Raw genomic sequence first — 19,375 nt, 5'->3', positions numbered from 1 at the left:
TGTTTTGTGGCTCTACTTTCGCCAACCTTGGATAGGTTTGCAATCTAGACATAAGTCTTACTAGGCCTGCATTTAAGCTATACCAACATGCGTTAGAGTAAAAGACCTAAAGTAAACAAAACGTTAAATTCAAAGTTTTGTTCCGCTCAATGCAAGTTGTTGATTTTGATCACCAAACCGTAACCAGTTACGTAATTTAATTACAGTAAAATTGGCAATGTAAAATCGTTTCAAACAAGTGTTTAACTTTAGAGATGAGAGGAGTAAGCCTTGTTGAGCAAGGCTGAAGGGCGATATGCAACCATTGGGTTAAACAGGCTGTTTTTTTACAGCTGTAAAATTCACATTGTGAAATTTCACAATTTAATGAAATCTTCATCAAAATTTCGTTGTGAAATTTTACAAGTCAAAGTTTACCAACAGAATAAAATGCTAAAAAGCACACTAAAACTAGTGTGCTTTTTGAGGTGATATTGGGGCGCTCAGCTAATACTAAGCGCTAAAACCGGATGAAATAAATATCAAAGCAGTTCAGAAACGACATCTGCAAGCTGATTAAAGGTACTGACTCGAGAAGAACTCGGACGCCAAACCAAGCCAATATGTCGATGTGCTTGCTGCCCAGGTGCATCAACAACAACCAGGTTTTGGTTATCAATCAAACCATGATCGATCGCCATTTGGGGAATAAAGGTGGTGCCCATCCCGTTCGCCACCATTTGCACTAAGGTATGAAGGCTCGTCGCTGAAAACGGATTGATCTTCTCTTTATCAGTCAATTGACAGGCAGAGACGGCATGTTCAGTCAAACAGTGCTCTTTCTCTAATAAAAAAACAAACTCATTCGGCAAGTCTGCATACTTTATGGGTGTTTGAATCGCGTCAGCTTGATTTTGACTGATGATCATTCGAAACGGGTCATTGCCCACAATGCGACTGTCCATGCCATCGATATCAACCGGCAATGCCAAGATAAGAACATCCAGTTCGCCATGACGCAGCGCTTCGAGAAGATTCGTTGTCGTGTCTTCTCTTAGTAGTAAATTTAATTGAGGAAAGCGCTGATTCACCTCTTGTACGAGGTCACAGAGTAAGAAAGGCGCAATGGTCGGTATACAACCCACTCGCAACTGGCCTTCCATCTCGCCGCCTTGGCACAAACGGCCAAGTTCAACTAAGTCTTGACCTTTGGCCAATAAATCGCGACCGCTTTGGACAACAAGCTCGCCCGCTTGAGTAAATACCAGTGGGCTTTTCTTGTCTTTTTTCTCATAGAGAGGACAGCCAATCAGTTCTTCTAGATTTTGAATGCCTTTACTTAAGGTCGATTGACTCACGAAGCACTTTTCCGCCGCTTCGCTAAAATGACGCGTTTCATGCAGGGTGATCAGGTAATGTAACTGTTTAAGACTAGGCCACTTATTCATAGAACTATTTATAACTAACAGGTAGAAGTTGACCAAGTTAATGAATTCGAACTTATCGCTTTTTTCGATTAACTTAATCTATTTAATTCGCTTTTTCCCATACTACAATCTGTACTATAGTTTGTCGCGTACAAACACGGACTGAGTTGATAAAACTGACATCAATTCGGAACTAACCATACTTTTTAGGAGCAAAAAAATGGTACTAGTAGGTCGTCAAGCCCCAGATTTTACTGCTGCAGCTGTTCTAGGTAACGGTGAGATCGTTGATAACTTCAACTTCGCAGAGTTCACTAAAGGTAAGAAAGCAGTTGTTTTCTTCTACCCACTAGACTTCACTTTCGTTTGCCCATCAGAGCTAATCGCTTTTGACAACCGTCTAGCTGATTTTCAAGCTAAAGGCGTTGAAGTAATCGGTGTTTCTATCGATTCTCAATTCTCTCACAACGCATGGCGTAACACTGCTATCGAAGATGGCGGTATCGGTCAAGTTAAGTACCCACTAGTTGCTGACGTTAAGCACGAAATCTGTAAAGCATACGACGTTGAGCACCCAGAAGCAGGCGTTGCTTTCCGTGGTTCTTTCCTAATCGACGAAGACGGTCTAGTACGTCACCAAGTAGTTAACGACCTACCACTAGGCCGTAACATCGACGAAATGCTACGCATGGTAGACGCACTTAACTTCCACCAGAAGCACGGCGAAGTATGTCCTGCACAATGGGAAGAAGGTAAAGCAGGTATGGACGCATCGCCAAAAGGTGTTGCAGCGTTCCTATCTGAGCACGCATCAGACCTAAGCAAGTAATTGCTTAAACACACCTAAGCTCAAAGGGTGTGATGGTTGGACGATATAAAGCTATAAGCACTAAGCGCGAAAAGCGCAACGCCAATCAGTTATAAGTAAAGTCTTAATCGAAAACCCGAAGCCATGCTTCGGGTTTTTTTATACCCATTTACGGGCCTATCCCTATATAGGCAGAAAGACAACATATCGCTAAAGAGACAAAAAATATCGGCTTAAAGACTTTCTCGATTTCAGCCCTTTAAAGTCCCGATAGCTCTCTTTATGATGACTCTAACTTAATTTGAGAGAGCAACGACGCCCTCTAAGCAAATACAAACACGGAGATTCAACATGGCTTACTTTTCTCTTGCTTTTGGTACCGCGACTAAAAACCGCGACGGCAAAATCATTGAAGCATTTTTCCCAAACCCAGTACTAAACCCTGCAGATGCACTTGTTGACGCAGTAGCAAAAGTGGCAGGTTACGAGCAAGGCAACCAGGCGATCGAAATCTCTGCAGCGCAAAGTGCTGAACTTGCCGCAGCGTTTGAAGCAAATGGTGATAGCGCAAACGCGTCATTCGCAGCGAAAGCCGCAGAATCGGCTCAACCACTTGTGCTTGTTGTTCTTGCAACTGATGAAAAGCCAGCATCGGTTGCTGAAGGCTTCCTAAAACTACAACTTATCTCTAACCGTCTAGTTCAGCCACACGGCACAGTACTGGATGGTATTTTTGGCCTACTGCACAACATCGCGTGGACGAACGAAGGCCCAATCGACTTACCTGAACTTGCTGATCGTCAAATCGAAGCTCGCCTAGCGGGTCGCGCACTGTCTGTAGACTGTGTCGACAAGTTCCCTAAAATGGTTGATTACGTGGTACCAGCTGGCGTTCGTATTGCGGACACGTCTCGCGTTCGTCTTGGCGCACATGTGGGTGAAGGTACAACGGTGATGCACGAAGGCTTCATCAACTTCAACGCGGGCACCACTGGTGTAAGCATGGTTGAAGGTCGTATTTCTGCAGGTGTTGTGGTTGGTAACGGCTCAGATATCGGTGGCGGCGCATCTATCATGGGCACACTATCTGGCGGTGGTACCGTGGTTGTGTCTATCGGTGAAAACTCACTGCTAGGTGCAAACGCAGGTCTTGGTTTCCCTCTAGGCGACCGTTGTACGGTTGAATCTGGTCTATACGTAACTGCAGGCTCAAAAGTGCGCATGCTAGACTCTTCTGGCCAAGAAGTAGAAGTGGTTAAAGCGCGCGATCTTGCTGGCGTGTCTGATCTTCTATTCCGCCGCAACTCTGTGACGGGTCAAATTGAATGTCTTGCAAACAAATCAGCAGTTGAACTGAACAGTGAGCTTCACAGCAACAACTAATTCAGCATATCAGCACTAAAAAATCCCCCTTCAGTGATCTGTTGGGGGATTTTTTGCTTAAGCCTCACGCTATGACGATAAGCGCAATTGCCGATGACGTTGTTTTATCTTCCATTAGGCTAATGCCGCTTTCTCGCGTGCTTTTTGCTCATGGTGAGCACGCTCGCCTAAAAACGCATACGTCAGACACACAATTGAGGTAATACAAGAGCCGACTAGAATGATAAATCCACCATCCCAACCAAAGTGATCAACCGTATAACCCAAAATGGCGTTCGCCGCGACCGCACCACCAAGATAACCAAATAGCCCCGTTAAACCTGCCGCTGTCCCTGCTGCTTTTTTCGGTGCAAGCTCAAGCGCATAAAGACCAATCAGCATCACTGGTCCATAAATTAAGAAACCAATCGCTACCAATGCCATCATATCAACAGTCGGGTTGCCTGCTGGGTTAAACCAGTAAACCAAGACAGCAAACGTCACTAACACCATAAACAAAATACCTGCAGGTGCACGACGGCCTTTGAATAGTTTGTCTGAGATCCAACCACAAAGAAGTGTTCCAGGAATCCCCGCCCATTCGTACAAGAAGTAGGCCCAAGATGATTTATCGACCGAGAAATCTTTCGCCTCTTTTAGGTAAACAGGCGCCCAATCCAAGACACCGTAGCGAATCAAATAGACAAACGCATTGGCAATCGCGATCGACCACAGTAATTTGTTAGAGAATACGTATTTGAAGAAGATCTCTTTTGCCGTCATCTCCGTCTCATGTGACTTGTCGTAGTCATCTGGATAATCATTTTTATGTTCTTCAATAGGAGGAAGTCCGCAAGACTGAGGTGTATCGCGAACCGTGAGCCAGATAAAGACAGCAACGAGAGTGGCAAAGAAGGCGGGAACATAGAAAGCAGTACGCCAATCATCGTTGAAGGCCCAAAGACCAAGAATAAACAGTGGACCAATCAAACCACCACCGACGTTATGAGCAACGTTCCAAACCGATACAATCTCGCCCCGCTCTTTACGTGACCACCAGTGAACCATAGTTCGTCCACATGCAGGCCACCCCATGCCTTGCACCCAGCCGTTGATAAAAAGCAGAATGAACATCGCAGTAATGCTGCCCGTAGCCCATGGCATAAAGCCAAAGCAGAACATAACCAAGGCCGACATTAACAAGCCACCACTCAAGAAGTAACGCGGATTCGAGCGATCAGACACGCTGCCCATTAAGAACTTTGACAAGCCATAAGCAATTGAAACGGCCGCCAGAGCCACACCAAGATCGCCGCGACTAAACCCTTGTTCAATAAGATACGGCATCGCCAAGCTGAAGTTCTTCCGTACTAGATAATAGCCTGCATAACCGACAAAAATGCCGATAAACAGTTGCCAGCGTAGGCGCGAGTAGGCGCTATCGATCTTGTCAGCGGGCAAACGATCGATATGCGCCTTAGGTTTAAAGATTCCAAACATAAAGGCCTCATTATAATTTTGAGCGATGGTAGGAGATTAAAACTCGAACGAGCAAAAGAAACTTTCGTTCGAAAACATGCGCATTCTATTTGAAAATCAATCGCTTTCTGTGACAAATGTTGCATAACAATTAAATTTAAGTAAAAACAGAATGTTAAGTACCTCTTTTAAGGGCAGCATTCCACTTCTAACAGAATTCGTTACTATGTTTACTCATCGAAAGCGAGCAAACGAATCCTTTCTCTGCGAATCATCATCAATAATGCGCATCTAAAGCACACGTAAGAAAGCAAAAAGGCCTCATGGTATTGAGACCTTTCACTCGCAGCTTGCGGTTTAATTCGCTCTATTGGGTGCTAATCTATCGATTCTAAACGTGAAAGCGCTCCTCTCACGCTGGCTAGCGCTATCACCTTATGAAAGGGAATGATCGCCATTAAGTAGACGCGACCAACCAAACTGTTCGTATTGACTAATGTAGTTAGGGTGAAGTGCCCAGCATCACTTTTCAGCAGCGATAGACTCACCTGCATATGTTTGTCTTCACTGGTGCAAATCACCTCCTCTTCAGACAACCACTCAACGCGGTGTAAGCCATTCGTGCATTGCTGCTCAAGCATCTCGACAGTGAGCGTTTCCGAGCGTGGTGAAACCGCAAAACCCAGTGGCTTGACCAAGCGGTTTCTTAACGCCATCAAGGTTTCAACAAATTGAGGAAGACGACCAAAAATATCGACATAAACCTCGGCGGGGCTGCGATCTTGGTCGGTGAGCGTAAAACTCAAACTATCGCTAAAACCATGTTTTTCCTGCCGCCCGAAGAGGCGACTTTTGCTTGGAATATCTCCTGAAACGATACAACTCATACGCTTTCCTTAGCCATTTTCATGATCGCAGATCGTACTTCTGGGCCACCAATAATGGCCAAAAACATCAGAGCCCCCGGGATCAACACCAACATAAGCAACGGACGTAAAAGATAAGAAAAACAAAAAAGCCCAGGGATAAAGATCAGCCACCGACACAACAAAATGGCAAACGTTCGAAGCATACTTTCCATGAATCACCTCAACAAAAAATGAGCACGCTCAATTTTATAAATGAGCACGCTCAGTTTGTCAATAACCAGCACAAAGCGTATGATTCAAGCAAACGAATTAATCCTGAGATCATGATGAGCAAACGCGAGCAAACGAGACAAAAAATTCTTACATCAGCATGGCAACTGTTTGAGCAGCAAGGCTATCAGGAGACGTCTACCCGACAAATTGCTCGGCACGCAGGGGTGGCAGATGGCACGGTGTTCAGCCACTTTGAGACCAAATTGGCGATTCTACGTGAAGGGATGGTCAATCAACTTGCTGCCCTATCGCACCAAGCGCTGCCTTTGCCGAGTCAAGATCCGATTGAGTTAGGAATGCAGTTTGCGAAAGCCTATTACAGCTACTATTTTGCCAACATTAATCTCAGCAAAGCACTGCTCAAAGAAGTGATTTGGGACATGGACTACTATCAATCATTTAATCAAGCGCTGTTTGACCAAGCAGAGCTTCCTGAATCTGTCCAAAGTAAGATCCCACTTATCCTCGATTGTTATTTTATGACCTTGATAAAACACTTGAGTAAGCCAGCACCAAATGTGGAGATGGCACTCAACGAACTTCGCACTAAATATCAGCAGTTGATTGATTATCGCTAAGCCTCCTCCCCTTCGCTTTCCATTACGCTCGATTGCACTCTCTTTGGTATGACCAGTTACCACCATTTTCTGGTCAAACTTTTTCCAAACGGCTTTTGTTCTTGTAACCAAGGTCACAAGCAAGCAACAGTTATTCCCATTCAAGGTTAGAAAAATGTAACATATACAGCATGTTACATCTTAACTACTCGTTAAGCACACCCAAGCCAAAGCCTAACCGCATTGACTTACCGGTCAATTTCCTGCCCGAAAGTAAAATGTTCGAAAACACCAACTTCATTAACAAAAAAACCACTTTAATTTATCAAAATGATGTTCGAACGCTCATTTTTGAAGATTGTTTATTTTCGAATTGTTCTAAATGTGCAGAATGTGCGTTGTGCCAAACGATTACGCACACAAATGGAACAAAAGGACTCTTACTATGAATAATAAACAACCCTCTCTACTTGGAGAGTGCCTGTCCGAGTTTATCGGCACAGGATTACTGATCTTTTTTGGCGTTGGCTGTGTTGCTGCTCTGGTTCTAACCGGCGCACAATTCGGTCAATGGGAAATAAGCATTGTATGGGGCTTTGGTGTTGCCATTGCGATTTACTGTACAGCGGGCGTCTCTGGGGCTCATATCAACCCAGCGGTCACCATCGCACTTGCTGCCTTTCATGGCTTTGATAAGGCGAAAGTCGTGCCTTATATCATTTCACAACTGCTAGGCGCATTTTGCTCAGCGGCATTGGTCTACGCTCTCTACAGCAACCTGTTCACCGACTATGAAGTAGCGCACGGCTTCGCACGAAGCAGCCAAGAAGCGCTCTCTACCGCAGGCATTTTCTCGACATACCCACACGCTTCACTCTCTTTCTTTGGCGCTTTTGCTGTGGAATTTGTCATCACTGCTGTTCTTATGTTCGTGATTCTTGCGTTGGGCGACGAAAGCAATGGTGCTTCACGTGGTGCGATGAACCCGTTACTGATTGGTATCCTCATCGCGGTGATTGGCGGCTCGCTTGGTCCACTGACTGGCTTCGCCATGAACCCAGCTCGTGACTTTGCTCCTAAGTTATTTGCCTACTTCGCTGGTTGGGATTACGCACTATCAGGTGCGAAGGACATTCCATACTTTATTGTCCCTATCCTTGCTCCTATCGCGGGTGCCTGTTTTGGTGGTTGGTTGTATCCAAAAGCAATCGCGGCATACCTTCCTCAAGAAGGCCATGGCTGTACCATTCCAAACCAATGTGACACAGAAGAAGACGCACAAGAAGCTCGCGCGTAACCTATCTGCCCTGTATTAACTAAAATAGAAATAATGAAACAAAAAGGATTCTTACAATGACCGAGCAAAAGTACATTGTCGCCCTAGACCAAGGCACAACAAGCTCTCGCGCCGTAATCCTAGATCACGATGCGAACATCGTCAGCGTCGCGCAGCGTGAATTCACACAGATCTACCCAAAAGCAGGCTGGGTAGAACATGACCCTCTTGAGATTTGGGCAACCCAAAGCTCTACCTTAGTCGAAGCACTGGCTAAAACGGGTATCCGCTCAGATCAACTCGCAGGTATTGGTATTACTAACCAACGCGAAACCACCATTGTCTGGAATAAAGAGACAGGCAAACCGGTTTACAACGCCATCGTATGGCAATGTCGACGCACAGCAGATATCTGTGAGTCGCTCAAAGAGAAAGGGCTAGAAAGCTACGTTCGAGACAACACGGGCTTGGTGCTCGACCCGTACTTCTCTGGCACCAAAGTGAAATGGATTCTTGATAACGTTGAAGGCGCACGTGAAGATGCGCAAGCAGGCAAACTTCTGTTTGGTACTGTCGATACTTGGCTTGTCTGGAAAATGACCCAAGGCCGCGTGCACGTAACCGACTACACTAACGCATCGCGTACTATGCTGTTCAACATCAATGACTTGTGTTGGGATCAGAAAATGCTCGACGAGCTGGACATTCCAATGTCGATGATGCCAGAAGTTAAACGCTCGTCGGAAATTTACGGTCAAACCAACATCGGTGGTAAAGGAGGAACACGTATCCCTATCGCCGGTATTGCAGGTGACCAACAAGCTGCCTTGTATGGCCAAATGTGTGTTGAAGCTGGCCAAGCGAAAAACACCTACGGAACAGGTTGCTTCTTGTTAATGAATACAGGCCAAGAAAAAGTCACATCCAGCAATGGACTCCTTACCACCCTAGCTTGTGGCCCAGCTGGTGAACCGGCTTATGCATTAGAAGGCGCGGTATTTATGGGTGGTGCATCCATCCAGTGGCTACGAGATGAAATGAAGCTGCTTGCCGATGCGAAAGACTCTGAGTATTTCGCGACAAAAGTAGACTCTTCTAACGGCGTGTATGTTGTACCTGCGTTTACAGGACTAGGCGCACCATACTGGGACGCGTATGCTCGCGGAACCATTGTTGGCCTAACTCGTGGAGTGAGCTCTAATCACATCATTCGTGCGACGCTAGAAGGCATTGCCTACCAAACCCGCGACGTACTAGATGCGATGCAGGCAGACTCTGGGATCAAGCTCGCTAACCTTCGCGTTGATGGCGGCGCAGTGGCCAACAACTTCTTAATGCAGTTCCAATCCGATGTGTTGGATACCGAAGTACACCGACCAGAAGTCACCGAAGTCACCGCACTGGGCGCAGCTTATCTAGCGGGCTTAGCAGTGGGCTACTGGAACAACATTGATGAGCTTAAAAACAAAGCGGTGTTAGATCGCACCTTTATCCCGCATCACGATGAAGAGAAGCGAAACCGCCGCTATAAAGGTTGGAAGCGTGCTGTGAAATGTGCGCAAGTATGGTCAGAAATGCATAGCGAAGACGACGAGTAACCCTCCTTTTCATTCAGCAACAGCGACATTGGGTACCTTAAGGGTGCCCTTTTTTGCGTCCTCCCCCCGATTCCACTCATGCTTCGCTTCTCAGAACGAAAGAATTCGCGCACAATAGCGCGAGTTATTATTTTCGAATCAAGCTCGAACACAGGGAGCGACGAGTGAAGCAAATACCCAGGCATCAACAAATAATTGCCCTAGTTCAAAAACAAGGCTACGTGAGCACTGATGAACTCGTGGAAAAGTTCAATGTCAGTCCGCAAACCATTAGGCGAGATCTCAACGAACTTGCCGATGAGAACAAAATCCGCCGCTATCATGGCGGTGCGACCATTCCTTTGAGTTCAGAAAACACCTCTTATTCCGCGCGTAAGAACATGAACTTCAATGAAAAGGACGTGATCGCCGAAGAAGTGGTTAAGCACATTCCAGATGGCGCAACGCTGTTTATCGATATCGGTACCACACCTGAAGCCATCGCGCGTGCACTGAGCAAAAGCCACAAACAGCTGCGTATCGTGACCAATAACCTTAACGTCGCGACCATCCTACTGCCTAACCCAGAGTTTAAAGTCATCCTTGCCGGTGGCGAGGTTCGTAATCGTGACGGTGGCATCGTCGGTGAAGCGACACTCGATTTCATTAAGCAGTTTCGACTTGATTTCGGCATTCTCGGCATCAGTGGTATTGATTTCGATGGCTCACTGCTCGATTTCGACTACCACGAAGTGCGAGTCAAGCAGGCGATCATCGAAAACAGTCGCAGCGTATTTCTCGCGGTCGATCACACCAAATTTGGCCGCAACGCAATGGTCAAACTGGGCAATATTTCTCAGCTGCATATGCTCTTTACTAACAAGCAACCACCAAAAGAGATCCTCACAATACTCCAGGAAAACGCAATCCCGCTTGAAGTGATCAGCGAGTAAGCACATTTCACACAGACTCATTACTTTTTAACCTTATTGAAACCTTTGTCGGCAGACGAAGGTTTTTTTTGTGTTTAAATCACACAAACGAACATAAACGAAAATAAAAGATGATCAAAAACGAAAGCTAAGCTAAGATTCGTTTAGATTCAAAAATGCTCGTTCGCTCAACATAAGGTCATATTTATGAGTAACAATTCGAATGCGGCTAATTCGCAAAACATTTTAGATTTGATCGTTATTGGTGGTGGTATCAATGGCGCTGGTATTGCAGCTGATGCAGCAGGACGTGGTTTATCTGTTGGTCTTTATGAAGCAAACGACTTTGCTTCAGCCACTTCTTCAGCGAGCTCAAAACTCATTCACGGCGGGCTACGTTACCTCGAGCACTATGAGTTTCGATTAGTTTCGGAAGCGCTCGCAGAACGAGAGGTGATTCTGAATAAAGCACCGCATATCGCCCAGCCAATGCGTTTTCGCCTTCCTCATCGCCCTTTCCTGCGTCCAGCTTGGATGATCCGCTGCGGTCTGTTTTTGTACGACAACTTAGGAAAGCGTACCACTTTGCCTGCAAGTAAAGGTGTCGATTTAGCCAAATCAGGGATCCTCAAGCCTGAAATGAAAAAAGGCTTCGAGTACTCAGATTGCTGGGTCGATGATGCGCGTTTAGTGCTACTCAATGTTCTGGCTGCAAAAGAAAACCAAGCGGAAATCCGTAATTATTGCCGAGTTGAAAGCGCGCAGCGTGAAGGGGCAATGTGGAACGTCACCATTCGCAATGAATTAACAGGGCAAACCTTCGAGCGTAAATCGAAAGCCTTGGTCAATGCCGCTGGCCCTTGGGTGAAACAGTTCTTTGATGATGGGTTAGAGCAAGTCTCTCCAAGAAACATTCGTTTGATCAAAGGCTCGCATATTGTGGTTCCAAGAATCCATGATGAACCTCAAGCGTACATCCTACAAAACAAAGACAATCGCATTGTGTTTATGATCCCTTATTTGGATAAGTTCTCGATCATTGGCACAACGGATGTCGAATACAAAGGCGATCCGCGTGAAGTGGCAATCTCTGAAGATGAAGTCGATTACCTTATCGATATTGTTAATCAGCATTTCGTTCATCAACTAACACGTGATGACGTCGTTTGGACCTACAGTGGCGTTCGTCCATTGTGTGATGATGAATCAGACTCTCCACAAGCGATCACTCGCGACTACACGTTAGAACTCGACGCTGAATACGACCAAGCGCCACTGCTTTCAGTGTTTGGCGGCAAACTCACCACTTACCGTAAATTAGGTGAAGCCGCGCTCGAAAAACTAAAACCCTACTTGCCAGAGATGGGGACAGGATGGACAGCCAATCATGCGTTGCCAGGTGGTAACTTCAGCTGTTCACGGGAGCAACTCGCGCGCAAAATCCACGCTGCGTATCCATGGATCCGTGAGTCTTTGCTACTGCGTTACGTCACTCAGTTTGGTACCTACACTTGGAAGCTGCTTGATGGTGTAGAAAGCATCGAAGATCTCGGCATGCAATTTTCTGAGGCTGCGGAAGGTGTCTATCAACGTGAAATCGATTATTTAATTCAGCAGGAGATGTCGGTCACCGAAGAAGATATCCTGTGGCGCAGAACCAAGCTCGGACTCTATCTAAATAGCGAAGAACAGTCGGCGCTAAGTGATTATCTAAAGCGTCAACAGCCTTCTGAAGTGGTGACCCTTTCTAGAGCAAGCTAAGGTAGGTTATCCCCTATTTTCCTACCCTACAAAAAGGCTTGGCGAATACGCCAAGCCTTTACTTTTCCCTCTACCCCGGATGCCCGTCAACTCTGGCTTTTGTCAGCATCGCGCCAAATTTAAAGACGAATAAGCCAAACGCCACCGTCCAGAGCGCTGCACTCACATTGATCCAAAGCAACATGTGCGCAGGGTCAAATGCAACCCCAAGACTGCGTACCAGCGCAGCACCAATGATGGCAACAAACGCTACAACCATATTGGGTCCTTGGTAGATTGCACGCCCAGTGTGGCCCATAGTCACACGAGCAATCATCGCAAGAATCACTCCGCCTATCGCGCCAATGGCAAACAGATGCAGCATGTTATGAGTTGCAAATGGATTATCAATCAAACCACGAAGGAGCAGGCTAATGGGAATGCACAGATAGGTCGCATGTAGAGACCAAACAAGCGGTTCGCTCAAGGTTTTCCACGGTTTCCAGCGCATTACTCTTATCAAGTGCGCCATACCCGAAATCACCATGAGAGGCGCACCGAGCTGAGCAAATGTCATCGGAAAGAAACTTAAAATGAACAATCCAACCAATGGGAGGTTTGCCGCCCAATCAAACCATACAATAGGTTGCGGCTTGTCGAACTGAAAGCGACGCGCCGTAAAGAAGGGGATCACCCGACTCCCCATGATCGACAACAGCAAGGTGAACCACCAAAGCATCGCTTGCCAAACAGCAGAAGCCGGAAAAGGAGGCATTCCTTTAATCGCCGCATAGCTGGCAAAGTTAGCCACCACCGCGAGAACAAATAAAGGGACAAAAAATAGGTTTCGCCATCCCTTCGCTTTAACCACTCGAGAGCCGACTTCGTAAGTTGTCATCAGTAGAAACAGCGCCTCAATGCTCGAAATGAGCCACAGTGGTGTCGGTGTCCAAAACAACACTCTTGGTAGCAACCACAGCAAGACCAGCAGCCCAAGGCGATAGTGCTTGGTACCGTTGATGCCCGTCCAGTTTTGTACCGCCGTCAGCACAAACCCCACCACAATCGCCATCGCAAAGCCAAACAACATTTCGTGGACGTGCCACCACAACGCAGGCACTTGCAGCGCTGAAGGTTGACCTGCTTGAAACATCCATACCCAGACAACAATTGAAACGACGGCGTACAGTGCGCCAAGCAAAAAGAAAGGTCTAAAACCTAGTCGCAACAAAGGCACAATCGCCTCTTCGACTTTTTTGTCGGTAATATTGAGCACAGAGTGACTCCTAAGTCATTCACATTGAAATACCCCCAAGACATCGCAAGAAACATTCCAAGTTGTAAAACCCCGTCATCGCTTGTTTTCAAGCAATTCTCGCGACAAAAGAACGTCAAAAAGACATAAATTAAAAAGGTCATTTCGACTCATTGAAGTCATTTATTTATCTTTCAATTGCAGTTGAAACTCGGTAGTTTTAGAAGAATAAAAATGGCCATACACTCAAGAGCCAAACAGAGGAGAGACGGATGACCCACTACATTTTCGGCTATGGCAGCTTAATGAACTCGGCTTCACGTCAATTAACGGGCCAAACATCAGCGGCGATCCCTGCGACTACCCATGGGTTTAAACGCTATTGGGGAAAAGTGGATGACAGCTACATCTTATCGCCACTTGTGGTCGACCGTGGTGAAGGCAGCGTCAACGGCGTTGTTCTTCAAGTCAGCGATTCCGGGTTGGCAGAATTTGATCGCAGAGAAAGAGGCTACCACCGCGTAAGTATCGCCCCTGAGAAACTGGACTGTGAGCAGACATTCACGTCGCAAGATACGGTGTGGGTCTACATCAAAGATGCGCCCGAGCCACCATGTTCACTCAGCCCAATCATGCAAACTTATGTCGATACCGTACTCGCTGGCTGCTTAGAAATTTCTGAACAATTTGCCAAGCAGTTTGTTGAACAAACGGTTGGATGGCATTTCCCATTAGAGAATGATCGCCACCAGCCGAAATACGGCAATTTGGCGGGAGTAAAGCCAGAGCACCACAACACGATTGATGCTCTGGTGGCTGAAGCGAGAGCCTGAGAAGCCCAGCCGAAGATAGACCAACATTTCCACGTTGGCGTGTTCAAATAGAAAAGGCGAGACTCACTCTCGCCTTTTTTGCATCGATTACGCGACGCCATGACCTTTAGAGGCAGTCCAGATGCGATACCACTGCTCTTTGGTTAGGGTGAGATCCATTGCCGCAACGGCGGTTTTGACACGCTCAATTTTGCCACTGCCTATAATCGGCACGGGTCTCGATGGTAAGCGCATAACCCAAGCGTAGACCACTTGATCAATCGAAGTTGCTCCCACCTCTTGTGCAACTTCATCAAGAGTGGCACGTAGACGCGTCAACTGCTCACTCTGCCCATTAAACAGCTCTCCTTGCGCCAAGCAAGACCACGCCATTGGGCGAACACGCGCCTGTTGAAGCTGTTCGAGCGTGCCATCTTCTGTCACATGCAAGTTCACTGGGTTAATTTCAACTTGGTTAGTGAGCAGCGGTGTATCCAAACGAGACTGCAACAGCGCAAACTGAGCTGGGGTAAAGTTCGACACGCCAAAATGCTTCACTTTGCCCGCCGCTTTTAGCTCGGCAAACGCTTCTGCCGCCTCATCCGCATCCATCAATAAGTCTGGACGGTGAAGTAAAAGTACATCCAAGTGATCAGTGTTTAGACGCGTAAGTGATTCATCCACCGATTTTACGATTGCCGCCTTACCGCTGTCGTAGTGATTAACTTGGTTGCCATACCCACGATAAATACCACACTTGGAGACAATCTGGATTTGCTCACGTAACTGGCTATCCAACGCCAAGACTTCACCAAACAGTCGTTCACACGCTGAATCTGGTCCGTAAACAGGGGCGTGATCTACCGTGGTAATTCCTAATTCAACATGCTGTTTAACAAAAGCGTGTTGCTCTTGAGTGGTCATTCCCCACTCAGCCATTCGCCAATAGCCTTGGATCAGCGGCGAAAACACAGGGTGATCGTTTTGCATGGTTAATTTCCTATTTCAAAAGGCCTTGGTGCGTTGGCCAATAATTTCACTGCCTTCACTATACGCCCGACCTATGGCCTGATTAACCCCAACTTTGAGAAAATATAATTCGATATAGCAAACAATCATCAAGTTTTCATTTTCTATATTGAATTATAATTCGCGCTCTAGGATGACGATTGGGTAATGAACCATGCACAAAATGCATAAAAGATTTGAGCGCTACGCCCTGTTTAGTGAGGTTGCTAAGCAGCTCAGCTTTTCAAAAGCCGCCGACCAGCTCGGTATTTCACGAAGTTACCTCTCCTCCCAGATCCAAGAGCTCGAACAAGAGTTAGAAACCAGCTTACTGATTCGCTCCACTCGCAGCGTGCGTTTGACCTCTGCGGGAGAAAAAATCCTCACCAAGATGCAAGGCGTCAACGCATCAATCTTGCAGTTGGAAAAAGAGCTCGACCACACCAAAAGTGAAGTCACTGGCGCTTTGAGGATCACAGCCCCAACGATTTTTAGCCACCGATTTTTGATCAATATTTGCCGAGAGTTTCAAGCGCTCCATCCGCAAATCGAGTTTGATCTCGACATCGGTTACACCCGCGAAGATCTGACCAAAAGCAACTTTGACCTCGCCATTCGCGCAACCAACTCACCTCCCGAAAACATGGTGGCGAAAAGGTTGATGTCTTATCAACACATTTGCTGCGCTTCTCCCGCTTACCTTGAGCAAAATGGCCGCCCGCAACATCCCGAAGATCTTAAGCAACACAACTGCTTGTCTGATCCACATTTGACTCACTGGTCGTTTTCCGACGGCAATAACACCATCGTCATCGACACTGATGGCGATATGTTTATCAACGATAATTTGTTATTGCTTGAAGCGGCCAAACAAGGCAAAGGGGTCATAAAAATGCCGGACTATTTGGTTCAGCCGGCGATTGATAATGGCGAGCTGATTCGCATCCTTGATGGCTATTTTATTGTCGAGAGTGGCATCTATTTAATCTACCCACCAGAGCTTCGTGGCAGCACCAAACTCTCTGCCTTTACTGAGTTTGTCGTGCATTGGTTTAGCCGCAAGCACACTAACGAGCGCTCCTCTGTTGATGCCTTAAATCAAGGGATTGCCTAAGCCATGCTTTCTATTACTCTGAACAGTTTTGTCCATCGAGTCGGCGACAAATCCGCAGTGCTTGCACTCGCCTGTCAGCTCAACTGCCAACTCAAACGCATTCGGCGCTCTCGACACTGGCAACTGACGGGGGAAGAAGACGCGTTACGCACACTGATGACCCAGCTCGACTCAGAGGCAAACCTTTGGATTATCAAAGCGATTGAAAAACACCTTCCGGCTCCGAGCATCACGCCAGAGCAGCTATTGGAAAACTATCCAACCATGAGCGTCAGTCAATTGGTGAGCGAGAGCGGCTGTTCGTTAGCTCAAGCACGTGAAGCCATTGATAAATTTGAAGGGTTCTAGACATGTTGACCACCAGCGAACTGAGAAAGCCAATCCACACCACCAGAATACGATAGAGAACACATTCGATGACCCAAGAACAACTCCTGCAAGCTCTCAAAGAGAATCAATGCCTCGACCTATTCGAGCTGTACTACGCCAATCAGCACCGCTCCTTCTACCAGTTGATTGACGAACTCTACCAACTGCGCGATGAACACGGCCTTTCTACTCGCATCTCTGCATTGCGTTCAGAAATTGAAGCGCTCACCGAACATCTAGACACAGAATCCATAACCCCTGAGCAATTCGCACAAATCTGCCGAAACCTAGACCTAAATCAACGAGCACACAAAATGAGCCGATTCATCCTGACCCAAGACAATCACTCCGCCTTTGCGACAACAGTCGATCTTGTGATGTTTGGTGATTCAATCACAGAATGGGGCCCGTGGCATGACGCTCTCTCCAACATAAAACTGGCCAATCGCGGCCTTGCTGGTGACACTACATCAGGCATGGTTCGCCGCCTGAGTACAACCACCGCCTGCCAGCCAAAACTGGTCTGTGTCATGGCGGGGATCAACGATCTCTCGCAAGGCTACTCAGTTCAAGAGGTTTTGGATAACTATCGTCAAATGCTCGAACACTGGGAAAGCCACAATATTGAAGTCTGGGTTCAGTCTACGCTCTACGTCGGTGAGCGAATCGCGTCACTCAATCCTCAGGTGACAGAACTCAACCAAAAGCTAGAGCAACTCTGCGGCGAGAAGAACATGCGCTTCATCGATTTAAACACGTCACTTTCACCAGAAGGATTTCTGCCGTTGACCCACAGTTGCGATGACCTGCATCTAAACTCGAACGCCTATCGACTCTGGATAGACACATTAGCCCCACAACTGGACGCGTTCTTCCAGCATCAAGATTGATCGCAGCTCTATTCGGCAGCCTTTAGATACATTATTAGGCTGCCATCTTTGCAACTTTTCACCTCGCTCTAAAATGACTGAGCTCACTGCGTCACGCGCAGCAACGACGCTAAGTTGCTCACTCAATAACTTAACAACTAGCCCTACAAACTGAGATCTTGTCGCCTTTTTTCTCACTCAATAAGAATACCTTTACCCTTACTTTTGGTGCGCTTATATAATTACTCACTTATCTCTCTCTTTTTTCATTCACTATGCCAAACCCAACTTCTTCCATCGACAATAGAATGAGCATTGTCGCGCTGACTTGGCCTCTATTTGTCGAGATCTTGCTGCGAACCGCGCTCAATACCAGCGATGTATTCATGCTAAGCGGCTACTCTGATAAAGCGGTATCTGCGGTTGGGGTGATTTCTCAGTTGTCGTTCTTTCTGATCATTGTCTCTTCAATGGTCAGCAGTGGCACTGGCATACTTATCGCTCAGTACAATGGCGCCAATCGACATCAAGATTCTGCCTATGTGGGCGTGGCCAGTATTGCGCTGTCGTTTGTGGTTGGCTTAGCGCTGAGCGTTATCGCGCTCGTTGGTGCGTATCAGTTCTTGCCACTCTATGGTTTGGAAGCACAGGTCGAGCAATATGCGCATGAATATCTAGTGATCAGTGGCGCCCTCACCTTTAATGTCACCATGGGCATCGTCTTAACCACCATTTTGCGCAGCAACGGCTACTCTCGCTCTCCGATGGTGGTCAACCTAATCAGCGGCGTGATCAATATCGTCGGCAACTACATTGCGCTCTACCAGCCTTTTGGACTGCCCGTTTACGGTGTTGAAGGCGTCGCGATCGCAACCGTAATTAGCCAAGTCATCGGCACACTGATTCTTTGCGTCGTCGTCAAACGTTCCGATATCGCCCTTCCATTCGCCGAATTGGGTCAAATTCCGAAACTCATCTACTCACGTATTGTGAAAATTGGCGTGATGAATGCAGGAGAAGTGCTTTCATACAACATGGCGCAAATTTGCATTACCTTTTTTATTGTCCAAATGGGGACGGCCTCTCTCGCAGCGTTTACTTATGCACAAAACATTGCTCGCCTCTCGTTTGCTTTTGCGCTCGCGCTTGGGCAAGGCAGCCAAATTCAAGCAGGCTACTACATCGGGCGTGGCTGGATTGACTCCATTCTGCAACTGGTTCAAAAGTACTTTGTGATCGGTTTTATCGTCTCCACCATAGTGACCGTTTCCATCTACTTGCTCCGAGACAGCATCATCGCGATTTTTACCACCCAACCAGAAATTGCGGCGTTAACTGCAAGTTTGATCGCAGGTTCCATCGTTTTGGAAGCGGGACGGGTCTTTAACCTGATTTTTATCTCCGCCCTGAAAGCGGCTGGAGACATCCAATTCCCTGTCAAAATGGGGATTCTCAGCATGTGGGGATGGGGCGTTGGAATGAGTTACCTATTCGGCGTTCACTGGGGGGCTGGCGTATTAGGCGCTTGGATGGCCATCGCCCTCGATGAGTGGTTTCGCGGTCTGATTATGGCTCACCGTTGGCGCTCAAAAGTTTGGACGCGATACACACTCAACTAGCTGATTCAAAATCATAAATCCCCCAAGATTAGTTTAGGGTCTGTTGACCT

At 47.0% G+C, this 19,375-nt stretch carries 17 protein-coding genes; 12 read left to right on the top strand and 5 right to left on the bottom strand.

Annotated elements, in window-relative coordinates; translation table 11 throughout:
- Positions 1–521: 521 nt before the first annotated feature.
- Positions 522–1,427 carry a hydrogen peroxide-inducible genes activator gene (locus U9J37_RS00480; protein ID WP_005471575.1) on the bottom strand — a complete coding sequence of 302 codons (906 nt, stop codon included), beginning with the start codon at positions 1,425–1,427 and terminating at the stop codon, positions 522–524.
- A 199-nt stretch (positions 1,428–1,626) separates the two neighbouring features.
- Here U9J37_RS00480 and U9J37_RS00475 point away from each other — a divergent pair, with 199 nt between their 5' ends.
- Positions 1,627–2,235, top strand: a complete 609-nt coding sequence (locus U9J37_RS00475; RefSeq protein ID WP_005471449.1) for a peroxiredoxin C — start codon at positions 1,627–1,629, stop codon at positions 2,233–2,235.
- Between the two features lie 330 nt (positions 2,236–2,565).
- The gene (gene dapD, locus U9J37_RS00470) at positions 2,566–3,597 is read left to right on the top strand and encodes a 2,3,4,5-tetrahydropyridine-2,6-dicarboxylate N-succinyltransferase (RefSeq protein ID WP_005471438.1); all 1,032 of its coding nucleotides are present in this window, start codon (positions 2,566–2,568) and stop codon (positions 3,595–3,597) included.
- A gap of 114 nt (positions 3,598–3,711) precedes the next feature.
- Here dapD and glpT read toward each other — a convergent pair whose 3' ends face one another.
- On the bottom strand, positions 3,712–5,076 hold the full coding sequence (glpT, locus tag U9J37_RS00465) for a glycerol-3-phosphate transporter (protein WP_005471482.1): 1,365 nt from the start codon (positions 5,074–5,076) through the stop codon (positions 3,712–3,714).
- Between the two features lie 356 nt (positions 5,077–5,432).
- Positions 5,433–5,942 carry a DUF2867 domain-containing protein gene (locus tag U9J37_RS00460; RefSeq protein WP_005471444.1) on the bottom strand — a complete coding sequence of 170 codons (510 nt, stop codon included), beginning with the start codon at positions 5,940–5,942 and terminating at the stop codon, positions 5,433–5,435.
- 308 nt (positions 5,943–6,250) lie between these two features.
- On the opposite strand from U9J37_RS00460, the gene U9J37_RS00455 reads away from it, so the two are divergent.
- From U9J37_RS00455 to glpD, 5 genes are all read left to right on the top strand, one after another.
- Positions 6,251–6,775, top strand: a complete 525-nt coding sequence (locus U9J37_RS00455) for a TetR/AcrR family transcriptional regulator (protein ID WP_038215435.1) — start codon at positions 6,251–6,253, stop codon at positions 6,773–6,775.
- Between the two features lie 424 nt (positions 6,776–7,199).
- Complete coding sequence (locus U9J37_RS00450) at positions 7,200–8,051, top strand: MIP/aquaporin family protein (RefSeq protein ID WP_005471468.1); 852 nt, start codon at positions 7,200–7,202, stop codon at positions 8,049–8,051.
- A gap of 56 nt (positions 8,052–8,107) precedes the next feature.
- Entirely contained in the window at positions 8,108–9,628 is a 1,521-nt protein-coding gene (gene glpK / locus U9J37_RS00445) for a glycerol kinase GlpK (protein WP_005471471.1), read from the top strand.
- Between the two features lie 164 nt (positions 9,629–9,792).
- Complete coding sequence (locus tag U9J37_RS00440; RefSeq protein WP_038139885.1) at positions 9,793–10,560, top strand: DeoR/GlpR family transcriptional regulator; 768 nt, start codon at positions 9,793–9,795, stop codon at positions 10,558–10,560.
- 186 nt (positions 10,561–10,746) lie between these two features.
- On the top strand, positions 10,747–12,300 hold the full coding sequence (gene glpD, locus U9J37_RS00435) for a glycerol-3-phosphate dehydrogenase (protein WP_005471556.1): 1,554 nt from the start codon (positions 10,747–10,749) through the stop codon (positions 12,298–12,300).
- A 70-nt stretch (positions 12,301–12,370) separates the two neighbouring features.
- On the opposite strand, the gene U9J37_RS00430 is transcribed toward glpD, so the two are convergent.
- On the bottom strand, positions 12,371–13,555 hold the full coding sequence (locus U9J37_RS00430) for an NnrS family protein (RefSeq protein WP_005471441.1): 1,185 nt from the start codon (positions 13,553–13,555) through the stop codon (positions 12,371–12,373).
- A gap of 251 nt (positions 13,556–13,806) precedes the next feature.
- Here U9J37_RS00430 and U9J37_RS00425 point away from each other — a divergent pair, with 251 nt between their 5' ends.
- Positions 13,807–14,367: a gamma-glutamylcyclotransferase family protein gene (locus tag U9J37_RS00425; protein ID WP_005471538.1), complete on the top strand. Its 561-nt coding sequence runs from the start codon at positions 13,807–13,809 to the stop codon at positions 14,365–14,367.
- A gap of 87 nt (positions 14,368–14,454) precedes the next feature.
- Here U9J37_RS00425 and U9J37_RS00420 read toward each other — a convergent pair whose 3' ends face one another.
- Positions 14,455–15,336, bottom strand: coding sequence for an aldo/keto reductase (locus tag U9J37_RS00420; RefSeq protein WP_005471598.1), 882 nt, complete (start codon positions 15,334–15,336; stop codon positions 14,455–14,457).
- 193 nt (positions 15,337–15,529) lie between these two features.
- Here U9J37_RS00420 and U9J37_RS00415 point away from each other — a divergent pair, with 193 nt between their 5' ends.
- The 4 genes from U9J37_RS00415 (at position 15,530) to U9J37_RS00400 (ending at position 19,325) form a co-directional block, all read left to right on the top strand.
- Positions 15,530–16,468 carry a LysR family transcriptional regulator gene (locus tag U9J37_RS00415; protein ID WP_005471433.1) on the top strand — a complete coding sequence of 313 codons (939 nt, stop codon included), beginning with the start codon at positions 15,530–15,532 and terminating at the stop codon, positions 16,466–16,468.
- Between the two features lie 3 nt (positions 16,469–16,471).
- Positions 16,472–16,816: a ribosome recycling factor family protein gene (locus tag U9J37_RS00410; RefSeq protein ID WP_005471448.1), complete on the top strand. Its 345-nt coding sequence runs from the start codon at positions 16,472–16,474 to the stop codon at positions 16,814–16,816.
- A 68-nt stretch (positions 16,817–16,884) separates the two neighbouring features.
- On the top strand, positions 16,885–17,727 hold the full coding sequence (locus tag U9J37_RS00405) for an SGNH/GDSL hydrolase family protein (protein WP_005471503.1): 843 nt from the start codon (positions 16,885–16,887) through the stop codon (positions 17,725–17,727).
- Positions 17,728–17,981: 254 nt separating this feature from the next.
- Positions 17,982–19,325 (top strand): MATE family efflux transporter, encoded by a 1,344-nt coding sequence (locus U9J37_RS00400; RefSeq protein ID WP_005471549.1) that lies wholly within the window; start codon positions 17,982–17,984, stop codon positions 19,323–19,325.
- Positions 19,326–19,375 lie beyond the last annotated feature (50 nt).

The sequence above is a fragment of the Vibrio sp. 16 genome, assembly GCF_963681195.1.
In the GTDB taxonomy this organism is placed as follows: Bacteria; Pseudomonadota; Gammaproteobacteria; order Enterobacterales; family Vibrionaceae; genus Vibrio; species Vibrio sinaloensis_D.
This window is presented reverse-complemented; position numbering and strand designations above follow the sequence as displayed.

Bases quoted from the DNA above. Each gene is read 5' to 3' on its own strand.
- U9J37_RS00480 (WP_005471575.1), bottom strand. From the start codon at position 1,427: ATGAATAAGTGGCCTAGTCTTAAACAGTTACATTACCTGATCACCCTG.
- U9J37_RS00475 (WP_005471449.1), top strand. From the start codon at position 1,627: ATGGTACTAGTAGGTCGTCAAGCCCCAGATTTTACTGCTGCAGCTGTT.
- dapD (WP_005471438.1), top strand. From the start codon at position 2,566: ATGGCTTACTTTTCTCTTGCTTTTGGTACCGCGACTAAAAACCGCGAC.
- glpT (WP_005471482.1), bottom strand. From the start codon at position 5,076: ATGTTTGGAATCTTTAAACCTAAGGCGCATATCGATCGTTTGCCCGCT.
- U9J37_RS00460 (WP_005471444.1), bottom strand. From the start codon at position 5,942: ATGAGTTGTATCGTTTCAGGAGATATTCCAAGCAAAAGTCGCCTCTTC.
- U9J37_RS00455 (WP_038215435.1), top strand. From the start codon at position 6,251: ATGAGCAAACGCGAGCAAACGAGACAAAAAATTCTTACATCAGCATGG.
- U9J37_RS00450 (WP_005471468.1), top strand. From the start codon at position 7,200: ATGAATAATAAACAACCCTCTCTACTTGGAGAGTGCCTGTCCGAGTTT.
- glpK (WP_005471471.1), top strand. From the start codon at position 8,108: ATGACCGAGCAAAAGTACATTGTCGCCCTAGACCAAGGCACAACAAGC.
- glpD (WP_005471556.1), top strand. From the start codon at position 10,747: ATGAGTAACAATTCGAATGCGGCTAATTCGCAAAACATTTTAGATTTG.
- U9J37_RS00425 (WP_005471538.1), top strand. From the start codon at position 13,807: ATGACCCACTACATTTTCGGCTATGGCAGCTTAATGAACTCGGCTTCA.
- U9J37_RS00420 (WP_005471598.1), bottom strand. From the start codon at position 15,336: ATGCAAAACGATCACCCTGTGTTTTCGCCGCTGATCCAAGGCTATTGG.
- U9J37_RS00415 (WP_005471433.1), top strand. From the start codon at position 15,530: ATGCACAAAATGCATAAAAGATTTGAGCGCTACGCCCTGTTTAGTGAG.
- U9J37_RS00410 (WP_005471448.1), top strand. From the start codon at position 16,472: ATGCTTTCTATTACTCTGAACAGTTTTGTCCATCGAGTCGGCGACAAA.
- U9J37_RS00405 (WP_005471503.1), top strand. From the start codon at position 16,885: ATGACCCAAGAACAACTCCTGCAAGCTCTCAAAGAGAATCAATGCCTC.
- U9J37_RS00400 (WP_005471549.1), top strand. From the start codon at position 17,982: ATGCCAAACCCAACTTCTTCCATCGACAATAGAATGAGCATTGTCGCG.